This is a genomic window from Paenibacillus sp. GCM10027630 (genome assembly GCF_042676305.1).
Lineage (GTDB): Bacteria > Bacillota > Bacilli > Paenibacillales > NBRC-103111 > Paenibacillus_S.
This window is the reverse complement of record NZ_JBHTGY010000057.1, coordinates 102,967-115,389: the sequence shown is the minus strand read 5'-3', so window position 1 is coordinate 115,389 and position 12,423 is coordinate 102,967. Positions and strand designations below refer to the sequence as shown.

Here is a 12,423-nt window from a genome sequence, read left to right as displayed (position 1 = left end):
GATTATCACCTCGCTAACCATTCTTGCCACGGTTACGAGATTTATACGCATAAACAGCTTATTTTTTTAGAAACTTTTATTTTTTTACTAGGTTCGATGCTCTATCTATTTCAATACCGGTATAATAGTACTTCACAATCTGCTCCGCGGTTTTCCCTTCCTTCGCCATTCCATTGGCTCCCCATTGACTCATACCAACCCCATGCCCGTAGCCGAAGGTAGTAATTTGAAGGTCTGAGCCCTTCCAGCTCCATTGAAACTGAGAGGAATTCAAGCCAAGCCGCTCACGGACCTCGCGACCTGTAAACGTTTTGCCTCCAACAACCATTTTCTTGATACGGTGGCCTTGTGTCATCTCCAGTACCTTTAACCCATTGCTGCTGTTTGTAGAGACAGGAAGGACTCCTGTGGTCCCTAGCTTCCGCTGCAGGTCCTTAAACGGAACCGTAATAGTCTCCTTATATCTTGGAGAAAGCTTAATATCCCAAGGACTCGGAACGCTTCGCAAATAAGGAATGTATTCATTCCAATAATCCTCGGAATTTTCCGTAAATCCATTGCTTGTTGAAAAAAAGTTGGCTTGGATCGGCTTATCCTTGTAGGTCAGTATCAAATCTTTCGTTTCGTTCACTGCATGGTCCAGCTTGTCCGAATTCGCCTTATACGCTTCAGGGCCCCAACGTTTCTTCAAGTCCTCGTTTGTTACATACGCTTGATGAGCTACGGTATCGGTAACCCAAGCGCCTACAACCGGTACATTACTGGAGTCCTGCTCTATCATTCGTCGAATGATATAAGTCCTTGCTGCTATCGCCTGAGCCTTCATCGCTTCCAGCTCAAACTCTATCGGCATTTCTGCCGCGAGCACGCCTCGGACATACTGCTCCAGAAGCAGCATTTCTACCTTCTTTTGCTTGGACATATAAACGGGGATTTGAAAAGCAGGCTGCTCCGCCAGTTGGCTCTGCTGCAAGCCTGGCGGGGGCAGTACACCTACAGATGAAGGATCACGTGGATTGCTTTTTACAAGAATGGAAGGAACGATCACTACTACGGCAACAAAACTGGACAGGCATATTGCTGCCCATCGAATTGCTTTCTTTTTGTCCATATTGGTTCCTCCGTCTTTCTGTCGGCGCTAGATTCCATAATGACAGGTAACATCATCATATGAGCCAAAAAGATAGAATAGAACCCGGACATAGAAAAGAGGAGACTCTCTATCATGCAGAGAATCTCCTCTTCGTTTGGAATGATCAAGCTCCTAAGCCATGCTCGGACTTACGGCGAAGATTGATATAGTTGCTTCCTCTTCTTCTTCCTCGGCAACTACCTCCATGGACATACGTTGAATATCCGCTCCCAGCAATCTAAGCTTGTTCGCAATATCCACGTAACCCCGGTCGATATGATGTGTACCCGTGACCTCGGTCTCACCTTCAGCTGCAAGCGCAGCTAAAATCAATGCAGCTCCTGCGCGCAGATCTGTTGCACATACTTTAGCCCCACGCAGTCTGCTGCCTCCGCTAATAACGGCCGTTCGACCATCAACCTTGATCTGAGCATTCATATTGACCAGCTGCTCGACATGCATAAAACGGTTTTCGAATACCGTTTCTGTTACAATACCGGTGCCATCTGCCGTTAACAGCAGCGCCATCATCTGAGACTGCATATCGGTAGGAAATCCGGGATACGGCAGCGTCTTCACATCAACCGTACGCAGCGGCTTGTCTGTATATACACGTAGTCCATTCTCATCTTCCTCGATCTGCACGCCCATTTCCTGCATCTTGGAAATAACCGGACGCAAATGATCGCCAATAGCTCCTTCAATATAAACATCGCTATTAGTGATTGCTGCAGCAATCATGTAAGTACCTGCTTCGATCCGATCCGGTATAACCGTATGTACAGTTCCGCCCAGCTTTTCGACGCCTTCGATGCGAATCAATCCGGTTCCAGCCCCGCGAACTTTGGCACCCATAGCATTCAAATAGTTCGCTAAATCGACAATTTCCGGTTCTTTCGCCGCATTTTCAATGGTGGTAGTCCCTTCAGCGAGCGATGCAGCCATCATTATATTTTCCGTCGCGCCAACACTAGCAACATCCAAATAAATTTTGGCACCTTTGAGCCTGCCATTGATCCTGGCCTCAATGTAACCGTGGCCTAACTCAATTTCGGCCCCCATCGCCTCAAAACCTTTGAGATGCTGGTCGATAGGACGAGTTCCAATAGCACATCCACCCGGAAGCGAGATTCTAGCCTGACCCATACGGGTCAATAAAGGTCCCATCACAAGAAAGGAAGCCCTCATTTTCCGGACTAATTCGTATGACGCCTCGCATGTCTGGATATTTTGAGCGTTGACACGTATCGTTTCATTCTTATATTCAACTTCAATACCTAAGCTTTCTAAAACTTTATTAATTACAATGACGTCATCCAATGGAGGTGCATCATAAATCATGCTTTCTCCGTCTGAACCCAATATAGAGGCGGCAATAATTGGAAGCACTGCATTTTTTGCGCCATGTATTTTAACTCTGCCTGACAACCTTTGGCCGCCGCGGACGATAATTTTGCTCATCATGGTCCCCCTCCGCGCTGTATTCTTTGCACACTGTAACAGTTTAGCATTGAACCTTCAGCATGTAAATTTTCATTTTGTGAAAAACCGGTCACGATAGTATTCGGAGCTAACACAAGGATTTACAACGGTCGTACTATCCATTGTTGACAATATTCACCTTGGTTATTCTGAAATCACTTAAAACATCCCTGGAAGCCAAGTTGACCAATGAAAATAATCAATAACAAAGCGAGCAACCTGATAGCCCAAGGCAATAGAAAGCAAGATTTGAAGCAGCTTGCTTTGCACGCTTCTCGGACGCTTCAGTATTTTTTCCAGATGAATCTCTTGAAGCGCCCACCAGGAGCAGCCTATGCATATCAATACGATGACTATATTCAACAATCCATTCATGCCCATGGAAGTACTCATTTGTTCTGCATAATCCATTCATTTATCCCTACTTTCTTTATTAAAAGGTTATGGCGTCATTTGGGCAAGCATAGTCACAAACTCAGCCCTCGTGGCTTGCTGGTCAGGGCGAAACGTTCCATCCGCATATCCCCCAATCCAACCTTCGGCCTTCAACTGCTTCAAAATACCAACGCCCCAGTAATTATTATCCACATCCGTAAAAGGGACGTCTCCCCGTTGTTTACCCGTTTTATTCAAGCTGCGCGCAAACATGGAGATCATTTCCATACGGCTGACCGGCTGATCGGGTGCAAATGACTGATCTGGATAGCCGTCAATAATTCCGCTTTGTGCTGCCCTGGCAATGTGAACGAAGGCCCAATGCTTCGGTGAAAGATCTGTATAAGCGATATTCTTTTGCTTAGTAAGGTTAAACGCCCGGCTCAAGATGGTAGTCGCTTCTGCTCGGGTTATCGTCTGATTAGGACGAAATGTATAATCGTCATACCCTTCTATAGCTTTATTCCCGCTCATTTCCAGAATGCTGTCCTGCGCCCAGTGTCCCCGAATATCTGTAAAATTACCCATTAGCGGCTTGGCGCTCACTTTAAATTGATACAGATTTCGATCAAATGCCTGATTCGCAGTTAACTTTACGTAATAGGTGCCTGCCGGCAGCCGTTGTTGAAGCTGAACCGCATTCCATCCATCTGTATTTGTCATAGACCGCATACTTCCGTCATACAAGTACATGTACATGGTAACGTCATCCGGAATGTCCGTCAGGTTGATTTGAACCAGACTATCCTCCAAGACCTTGAATTGAAACCAATCCTGATCATCCAACTTATCTATGAGGCCATAATACGCTGTTTCCAGCGAAACTGTCGTAGCTTGATAGGATCGATTATTCGGTTCATTCGGGTCTATTTGTTTAACGTCATAGTCTATAGTCAATGTATACTCTCCCGTCACCGGGAACTGATACTCTTTCACATTCGATACTCGAATATAATAGCTTCCTGGAAACACTTCAGGTAATATCAACGATTCTGTAATCCCATCATCGCCTTCGTCCACCGTATAAGATTTCTCCCCCTGCTTTTGTACAAACAGAACAGGATCGATCCTGGCAGTATCTACACTTAAACTTATGCTAAGAGATCCTGATTGCTTTATAGGCAGTTCAAACCAATCCTGATCACCTATTTGATGAAAGGTCCCCTTGAGGATCTGGCTCCTGGACGGTAATACATAGGCGCTGTATTGACGGTCGTTATCCTCGAATTGATCCCGGTAAATATCAAAAGAAGTGGTTAGCTTGTAGAGTACCTCTTGCTTAAAATTGCGGTTGGCTAGCTGCAGCTGCACATAACTTCGACCTTTACTCACCTGAACGCTTGCTGGCTGCCCCGGCTTGGCCGTTAGACTGGAGAAAGTACCCTTTGCATCGGTGTGCTGGATGGCTACTTGCTGCCCTTCCGGAATGTCAAAGGTGAAGTTAACCTTACCGTTGTATGGAGCATCAAAGTAATACCAGTCTTGATCTGCGCCATCCGTAAAAGAGGCAGAAATCATTTTGCTGACAGAGATTGATTTGGCTTGATCTTTACGATTATTAGGTTCGTACATATCGGCTAAAGGCATTTCCTTTAAAGCGCGGTCTGCCCGCAGCAAGCCATAACCGGTAGAGCTGTCCCATCCGGGCGCCTCCAGATCATCAGCGGTTTGCCTTAGAAGCTGGCGTATTTGATAAGCTTTCATGCCCGGGTATTTGCTCCAAGCCAATGCAGCGACAGCCGCAACCTGAGGCGCAGCCATAGAGGTGCCATCCTTATATTCATAGGAGCCTCCCCTTGCAGTGGTAAACACATCCCACGGTGCAACCAGGTCAATCTCCGGGCCTGTATTGGAACGTGAATCCGCGGTATTTCCTGTCGTCATACCTCCTACGGCAAGCACTGTTGGGTATGCGGCAGGATATTTCACCCTGTTCCCCTCATTGCCGGTTGCGGCAACTAACAGTACATCTTTTTCCTCTGCATACTGCACCACATCATTCATGTAATTGGAATATTTATTCAAGCCAAGTGACAAAACAACGATTTTGGCCCCATGGTCAACAGCATATCGAATGCCTTCACCTAGTTTAGCTTCTCCTCCGGATCCATCAGCTTCCAACGCTTTAACAGGCATAATTCGGGCTTTCCACAATATCCCCGAAACACCCCTGTCGTTATTCCCGACAGCACCCACGACGCCTGCGACATTCGTCCCATGGCCGTTATCATCCTGAGGTGGACGGCTTGGATTAATTAAGTTAACACCGCTCACCAGGTTCGGCTTAAGATCCGGGTGGTTTAAATCGACTCCAGTATCTACAATGGCTATAGTTATATTGGTGTTGCCTGTTGCAACGTCCCAAGCATCATTTACATGAATTTGCTCTAAATATGTTTGCTTGGGGACAAACGGATCGTCGGCAGCCGCTGCTATAACGGTCGGACTCTTCGCATAAATAGACCCTAAAAAAGCCATGAAAACGATAATTCCTGCAACCCCATAACGTATGAAATGATGAATGATCTTTTTATACTGCATTGTCCATGATCCTTTACGCTAAATTAGGAGTAGCCTTATACTGTTCGATAAAACCTTACCATTTCCCTGCAAAAGATAAATAGAAAGTACGTAGTAAAAAGTGGAAGTTTTATGAACAAACTCGGGTGGACAGCAGCTATCTTCTATTTTCTCCCTATCTATTACCCATTTACAAGATCATTACACATGAACTGCCCTTTATTTCTTTTTTCATCTGCTTGTTCGATCTACATTTGTACGTTGGGTGGAACCCCGAAAACTTATAATTTCTTGTCCATTAAAAAAAGCTCAGCGGTCTGCAATTTGCAGATCACTGAGCTTTTTTCATACATTACCTAGCCACCTAGGAATCGGTCTGATGCCTCTCCAACACCTAATTTTCAATTTGTAGGGTGGGGAAGAGGTTGCCTTCCATCAGTTTCCCGAAATAACCGTAACTGCGAATACATATTCGCTTTCTGCTTCTTTTGTCTGTCTTCTATCCAAAAAAGAACAAGTCCTGCGTTAAGGAGAAGATACGTTCAATCCAACTCAGCACCAGCTGCGGTACAATACCCAGCAGCACGCTGATCCCCGCACATAACCACAAGGTTATTCCCAATGGCAGCGGCACATTAATCTCACGCGATTCAAAATCGCTGCGCATAAACATTTGCCTAATAAAACCAAAATAGTAGTAGAAGGAGACTACGCTTGTTCCGATCATGATAGCCGCTAACCAGTAATTGTGAGTCTGCAGCGTTCCGAGCATAATGTACAGCTTTCCGAAAAAGCCGCCCGACAACGGTAGTCCCGCAAGCGATAGAACGAGCAGTACCGTAGCTACCGCAGTACCTGGAGCACGATAATAAAGACCTGCCAGCCCGCTTATCTGCTCATCTCCTGTAGAATGCTCAATAATCATCAGTACAGCGAAAATCCCGATGTTCATAAACAAGTAAGCAATCAGATAAAAAGCGAACTCCGAAAAGTTGGAGAAATGCACCATCGAAAATTGAGTGGCGATCGGTACAAGTAAATATCCAGAATTAGCGATACCTGAGTAGGCCAGAAGTCTCTTCAGATTAGTTTGGCGCAGTGCTATAAAGTTACCGAGCACCATTGCCAAAGCAGCAACTACCATTAGAGAGAGCAATACATCCTTATGAACAGGAAGCTCCATTAATTGTCCGATTCCAAATACACCGTAAAGGATGCGGAACATAACGGCGAATGCTGCAGCCTTGGAGACGACAGCTAGAAACGCAGTAACCGGCGTTGCTGAGCCCTGATACACATCGGGTGCCCACATGTGAAACGGAGCCGCCGCAATTTTAAAGCAGAAGCCCGCTAACAGGAGGAAGAAAGACAAGTAGATGAACGGCAATACCGCTTCCGCATTTTGGCCTATGACTGTATTGATTACTGATATGTTTGTGGAGCCGGATATACCGTACAGAAAGGACATTCCGTATAAAATTATTGCCGAGGAAATACCTCCCAGCACAATGTACTTGAACGCTCCCTCGTTAGACCGGTGATCTTTCTTACGCATAGCCACCAGGATGTAGGAGGTAATGCTTAAGAGCTCCAAACCAACGAAAAGAGTAATCAAGTCTCCCGAGGAAGCCATGATCATACCGCCTAGCGTTGCCGGAAGCAGCAGGTAATAAAATTCCCCAATATGCGGAATTTCATCTTTCTTCAAGGAACCGATGCTCATAAAAGTGACGAAGCCTGCACCGGTCAACAAGACAAGCTTAATAATATTTCCGAAATCATCAATTCGATAGCTTAAATTAAGCAGCTGCTTTGTTTCTACCGGGTTGAGATAGCTTACCACAAAAAGTCCGGATACTACGATACTAACCAGCGAAAGCCAGCCTAGCAGAGTACGGTTCGTTTGCTTCGGCAGCAGCAGGTCTAGCAATGACAACACCACAGCAGCTATAACCAGAGTCAGCTCCGGCGCCATATATCCGAGATCGCTCCATTGGAGACGTAGTTGTTCCACCGGTCTAACCTCCTATTTTAGCGACGCTTTTGATGAATTGATCAAAGCTGCTCACAGTTTGATGTAAAGGATCCGTCAATACTGCCGGATAAATCCCAAGCACGATAATAAAAGCTACTAACGTTATCATTGGTATGGCTTCTATCAGCCTTGCGTCCTTCATAACTTCTGATGGAGCTTTGAGCGGTCCATAGGTTATGCTGAGTACCCCGCGCAATACATATATCGCTGTTAAAATTACACCTAAGGTACCAATGACCGTTAATACTTTTGCTGTTTCGAACAAGCCAACGAAAGCCAGGAACTCGCTCACAAAGCCAGACAAGCCTGGGAGCCCCAGCGACGCCATCCCTGATACGAGCAGGATGCCCGAGATAAAAGGAATGCTTTTGGCCAAACCGCCAATTTCGTCCAGCATCGTGGTCTGCGTTCTTTCATAGATGGCACCCACTAACAAAAACATAAGCGCTGAGATTAGCCCATGAGATACCAATTGGAAGACAGCGCCTTCCATACCTACTGTGTTAAAAGCAGCAAGCCCCAGCAAAACGATCCCCATATGGCTAATACTGGAGTAAGCTAGTACCAGCTTGAAGTCTTTTTGCACCAAAGCAAGTACAGCTCCGTACAAAATATTAATAACTCCCAATATCGCAAGCACTGTAGCCCATTGCGTGGCCTGCTGAGGGAAGAGCAGGATGCCGAACCGAATCATACCGTACGCACCCATTTTCAGCAAAATCCCCGAGTGGATCATAACAACGGAAGTTGGAGCCTCCGTATGCACTTTAAGCATCCAGGTGTGAAAGGGGAATATCGGAAGCTTAATGCCGAAAGCTACCAGCAGCATAATGAACAGCGTCCATTTCATAGCATCGCTAAGGTAAAATGGGCTAGGCCCCTCTCCCAAAGTGCTCTGGTTAACGAAAGAAGCTTGACCTTGGAATAAATTTTCCATAATCAGATGCAAGTTGCCGCTATAATAAAGCGATGTTCCGGCATCGTTGGAAATTTGTCCGAACCCTGCCGTACTAATGAGAATCAAGAAAGCTACCAGCATAATAGCAGAACCAATTCCATTATAAATCAAGAATTTGTTTGCCGCTCGTTCACGCTCAATGAAGCCCCAAATTCCAATTAGGAAAAACATCGGAACAAGCGTCACTTCGAAGAATACGAAGAACAAGAATAAATCCTGAGCCATGAACACGCCGAACATTCCCGTTTCTAACAGCAAGAACAAGATATAATAAGACTTCCATCTCTTCTTGATGTAGACAGACGCCAGAGCAGCCATAGTGCTGACCAGAGCGGTTAGAAATACAAGCGGCAAGGATAGACCATCCACAGCCATCACATATTTGAATTCAAAAAAGAAGGACGTCAATTGATTCAATCCGCCAGCTTCATGATTGAGCGGTATTTGAATCCAACCCAGCTCCTCGGAGAACTGCGGTCCTGGAAGCTGATGATTGAATGAGGCATACAGCCATGCTGATAATGCCAACGGAATCAGTGTTGCGATGATTGCGATAGTTTTAATCCATTGTCCTTGATGCTTAGGCATAAACATCAGTACTAGCACACCCAGCAGTGGAGAGAAGGCAATCAGTGACAAAATATGTATATTATCCGGCATTGATAAATCTCCTTCCCGCTAAAGCCAACACCAATATGAGCAGCCCGAGCAGCATGACTAATCCATACGTTTGCACTTGGCCGTTCTGCAATCTTGAGCCTAGACGTCCAATCCCTACTACCGAGAAGCTAATCAGCCGGACGACCCCGTCTACAACGAAGGTATCAAACAGGTGAAGCACTTCGCCTAGTCCTTTTAGCGGCTTTACGATTACTGCATCATAAAACTCATCGATATAATATTTACGATTAAGCAAGCGGTACAGCCATGGTGCAGGACCTGATACCAAATCGCTTGGAATGGTTCGCTTGATGTAAACCAAATAACCAAGCCCAATGCCCAGTAGGCCTGCGAGTGTTGACAGTATCATCACGACTAGATTCGCATGCTCCTCTTGCGTATGCCCTGTCAGCCAAGTACCTAGCCATGGACTAAATGGTGTGAACACAAAGCCCGCAACAACGGCAAGAACCGCCAATACTACAAGCGGAATCGTCATCGTAGCTGGTGACTCATGAACATGGGCTTGGTGCCGTGGTTTCCCAAAGAAAACTAGGAAAAACAGTCTGGACATGTAGAATGCGGTGAAAAAAGCAGCTACAAGCCCCACCCAGAACAACAACTGATTATGCGTATAAGCCTCCGCTAAAATCGCATCCTTGGACCAAAAGCCTGAAAATGGCGGAATTCCGGATAATGCCAGAGTACCTATTCCGAATGTCCACGCCGTAATCTTCATTTTACTGCCGACACCACCCATTTCATGAATATTCTGAGTGTGTACAGCATGAATAACGCTGCCTGCTCCCAAGAACAGCAGTGCTTTAAAGAACGCATGAGTAAATAGGTGGAAAATACCCGCCGTATAAGCAACCGTCGTACCTATTCCCAAAGCCATCATCATATACCCAAGCTGGCTTACCGTAGAATAAGCAAGAATTCGCTTAATGTCATTTTGTGAAGTACCGATTGTTGCCGCAAAGATTGCTGTGAAGCCCCCGATACAAGCTACAACAGTAAGCGCCGTCGGTGATGCTTGAAAAACATCAAACGTACGTGCCACCAAATACACACCAGCCGCAACCATTGTTGCTGCGTGGATCAGAGCACTGATTGGCGTCGGGCCTTCCATTGCATCCGGCAGCCATGTGTGCAGTGGGAATTGACCCGATTTTCCTGCAGCCCCTACAAAAATAAGAATAGCAATTAAGGTTGCAAGGCCTCCTGAAATTTTGCCGGTTGTAAACGCATTATGAATGGAGCTGAAGTCCATCGCATGATTGGGCATTGCCCAGAACAACAGCAAGATCGCGATTAAAAGCCCTACATCTCCAATCCTCGTTACAATAAAAGCTTTCTTGGCAGCGGCGCGCGCCTCCGGTTTCGCATACCAGAAGCCCACCAATAAGAAGGAACACACACCAACAAGCTCCCAGAAAATGTACAGCTCCACGAGGTTTTCGGATATTACCAATCCTAACATCGAGAAGGTAAACAAGGCTATGTATGCAAAAAATACATTAATGCGCTCGTCATCCTGCATGTAACCTTTGGAATACAGATTAACCAGCAAGCTAACCAACGTAACAATTACGAGCATTAAGGCGTTCAAATTGGTAATCTCAAAGCCCAAGTTCAAGGAAGCCGAGCCCAGCTTGAGCCAAGTGAGCTTATTCCAAGTATAATCTTCGATATGCCCGCCCAACCGCTCAATAAAAATGAGCATAGCTACAATAAAAGAAGCAAACATAGCGATTATGCTTATGTAGGAGCCTGCCTCTTTTAATTGACGTCCCATTGCCGTCAGGATCAAGAACGATAGCAATGGAAATAAAGGTATAAGCCAGGCATACTGCGAGTAGGCCGATATCATGAATTTATGTCCTCCTTCAAGCTTGCGTAAGCTGGCTATCGTTTTAACGAATCCATTTCATTCACGTCAGTCGTTCCTTTATTCCGGTACAGCGTAATTAGAATCGCAATGCCGACAGCTACTTCCGCAGCGGCGACTGTAATGTTGAACAAGGAGAAAATCTGACCTGTCAGTCCCGGGTTAACACCGAGCTTGGAGAAAGCTATAAGATTCAAGTTTACCGCGTTAAGCATCAATTCAATAGATAGAAGCACGATAACCGCATTCTTTTTGGATAATGCTCCATAGAGCCCAATGCAGAACAAAATGGCAGCAAGCGTTAAATAAGGAGTTGCTAATCCGGACAAGGTCAATCCTCCTCTCTCTTCGCGATAACAATTGCACCAATGAAGGCTACTGTCAGCAGAACCGACATTAATTCAAATGGAATAACATGCTGGTTAAACAGCAGCTTGCCGATCTCCATTGTATTATCCTCCGGCGCTTTGAACTCTCCCGTAGGCAAAGTCGCCGTCTGAATCACGTAGAAGATAATTCCGAATAAACCAGCGGCCCCGATAAAAAGCAGTGTATTGTACACGGGACGCTTAGGTTCTTCTTCCTCCCCTTGATGCTTCGTCATCATAATCCCGAAGATCATCAGAATCGAAATCGCGCCAGCATAAATCAGCACCTGTACAAAAGCCACAAATTCAGCGTCTAATATGACGTACAAGCCTGCCATGCTTATAAACGTCAATGCTAACGCCACTACCATGTGCACCACTTTAGTAAAGCTTAACATAAAGATAGCGCCACCGATGGCCAGTAATGCAAACACGAAAAACGCAATATTTTCGCCGCTGGACATGAAAGCTCCAATATTAGCTAACATCTTACTTGGCCCCACCTTTCGGAAGCGCTGAGTTATTTTCTTTCCGTATATTCGCAGTATTTCCGCTTAGCCATTCCATATTTTTGAACAAATCATCACGGCTGTACGTACTCAATTCGAAGTTATTGGTCATTACAATAGCTTCCGTCGGACAAACCTCCGTGCACAGGTCACATAATATGCATAACTCAAAATTGATATCGTATGTGTCGATAACCTTGCCCTTTTTCTCGGGGTCGGGATTCGCTTTTCCTGTCAAGGTAATACATTCCGTCGGACATATACGCGCACACTGGTTACACACAATGCACTTATCCGGGTCAAAGTACTGAATACCCCGGAAACGGTCCGGCATTTGTATAGGTACGTCTGGATATGCGTAGGTCACTTTTTTCTGGGTCATGCTTTTGAGGGTAACACCGAGACCTTTGACTATACCTTTCATGTTTTCTCT

Annotated in this window: 10 protein-coding genes; all 10 read right to left on the bottom strand. The window is 45.6% G+C overall.

Features of this window, described 5'->3' with window-relative positions:
- Window positions 1-76: 76 nt before the first annotated feature.
- Entirely contained in the window at window positions 77-1,111 is a 1,035-nt protein-coding gene (spoIID, locus tag ACFQ0C_RS28310) for a stage II sporulation protein D (RefSeq protein WP_379371667.1), read from the bottom strand.
- Window positions 1,112-1,264: 153 nt separating this feature from the next.
- A complete protein-coding gene (gene murA, locus ACFQ0C_RS28305) occupies window positions 1,265-2,593 on the bottom strand; it encodes a UDP-N-acetylglucosamine 1-carboxyvinyltransferase (RefSeq protein WP_379371899.1) in 1,329 nt (442 codons plus the stop codon).
- 180 nt (window positions 2,594-2,773) lie between these two features.
- Window positions 2,774-3,025: a DUF1146 family protein gene (locus ACFQ0C_RS28300; RefSeq protein ID WP_258213927.1), complete on the bottom strand. Its 252-nt coding sequence runs from the start codon at window positions 3,023-3,025 to the stop codon at window positions 2,774-2,776.
- A gap of 30 nt (window positions 3,026-3,055) precedes the next feature.
- Entirely contained in the window at window positions 3,056-5,590 is a 2,535-nt protein-coding gene (locus ACFQ0C_RS28295; RefSeq protein WP_379371665.1) for a S8 family peptidase, read from the bottom strand.
- Window positions 5,591-6,068: 478 nt separating this feature from the next.
- On the bottom strand, window positions 6,069-7,544 hold the full coding sequence (locus tag ACFQ0C_RS28290) for an NADH-quinone oxidoreductase subunit N (protein ID WP_379371897.1): 1,476 nt from the start codon (window positions 7,542-7,544) through the stop codon (window positions 6,069-6,071).
- A 43-nt stretch (window positions 7,545-7,587) separates the two neighbouring features.
- The gene (locus ACFQ0C_RS28285) at window positions 7,588-9,222 is read right to left on the bottom strand and encodes a complex I subunit 4 family protein (RefSeq protein WP_379371663.1); all 1,635 of its coding nucleotides are present in this window, start codon (window positions 9,220-9,222) and stop codon (window positions 7,588-7,590) included.
- Window positions 9,212-11,095, bottom strand: a complete 1,884-nt coding sequence (gene nuoL, locus ACFQ0C_RS28280; RefSeq protein ID WP_379371661.1) for an NADH-quinone oxidoreductase subunit L — start codon at window positions 11,093-11,095, stop codon at window positions 9,212-9,214. The genes ACFQ0C_RS28285 and nuoL overlap by 11 nt, the downstream gene beginning before the upstream one ends.
- Before the next feature lie 35 nt (window positions 11,096-11,130).
- Window positions 11,131-11,448 carry an NADH-quinone oxidoreductase subunit NuoK gene (nuoK, locus tag ACFQ0C_RS28275; RefSeq protein ID WP_258213923.1) on the bottom strand — a complete coding sequence of 106 codons (318 nt, stop codon included), beginning with the start codon at window positions 11,446-11,448 and terminating at the stop codon, window positions 11,131-11,133.
- The gene (locus tag ACFQ0C_RS28270; protein ID WP_258213922.1) at window positions 11,445-11,969 is read right to left on the bottom strand and encodes an NADH-quinone oxidoreductase subunit J; all 525 of its coding nucleotides are present in this window, start codon (window positions 11,967-11,969) and stop codon (window positions 11,445-11,447) included. Before ACFQ0C_RS28270 ends, nuoK begins: the two co-directional genes overlap by 4 nt.
- A 1-nt stretch (window position 11,970) precedes the next feature.
- Window positions 11,971-12,414 (bottom strand): NADH-quinone oxidoreductase subunit NuoI, encoded by a 444-nt coding sequence (gene nuoI / locus ACFQ0C_RS28265; protein WP_379371658.1) that lies wholly within the window; start codon window positions 12,412-12,414, stop codon window positions 11,971-11,973.
- Between the last annotated feature and the right edge of the window lie 9 nt (window positions 12,415-12,423).

Excerpts from the sequence above, each read along its gene's own strand:
- spoIID (WP_379371667.1), bottom strand. The coding sequence starts at position 1,111 with ATGGACAAAAAGAAAGCAATTCGATGGGCAGCAATATGCCTGTCCAGT.
- murA (WP_379371899.1), bottom strand. The coding sequence starts at position 2,593 with ATGAGCAAAATTATCGTCCGCGGCGGCCAAAGGTTGTCAGGCAGAGTT.
- ACFQ0C_RS28300 (WP_258213927.1), bottom strand. The coding sequence starts at position 3,025 with ATGGATTATGCAGAACAAATGAGTACTTCCATGGGCATGAATGGATTG.
- ACFQ0C_RS28295 (WP_379371665.1), bottom strand. The coding sequence starts at position 5,590 with ATGCAGTATAAAAAGATCATTCATCATTTCATACGTTATGGGGTTGCA.
- ACFQ0C_RS28290 (WP_379371897.1), bottom strand. The coding sequence starts at position 7,544 with ATGGCGCCGGAGCTGACTCTGGTTATAGCTGCTGTGGTGTTGTCATTG.
- ACFQ0C_RS28285 (WP_379371663.1), bottom strand. The coding sequence starts at position 9,222 with ATGCCGGATAATATACATATTTTGTCACTGATTGCCTTCTCTCCACTG.
- nuoL (WP_379371661.1), bottom strand. The coding sequence starts at position 11,095 with ATGATATCGGCCTACTCGCAGTATGCCTGGCTTATACCTTTATTTCCA.
- ACFQ0C_RS28270 (WP_258213922.1), bottom strand. The coding sequence starts at position 11,969 with ATGTTAGCTAATATTGGAGCTTTCATGTCCAGCGGCGAAAATATTGCG.
- nuoI (WP_379371658.1), bottom strand. The coding sequence starts at position 12,414 with ATGAAAGGTATAGTCAAAGGTCTCGGTGTTACCCTCAAAAGCATGACC.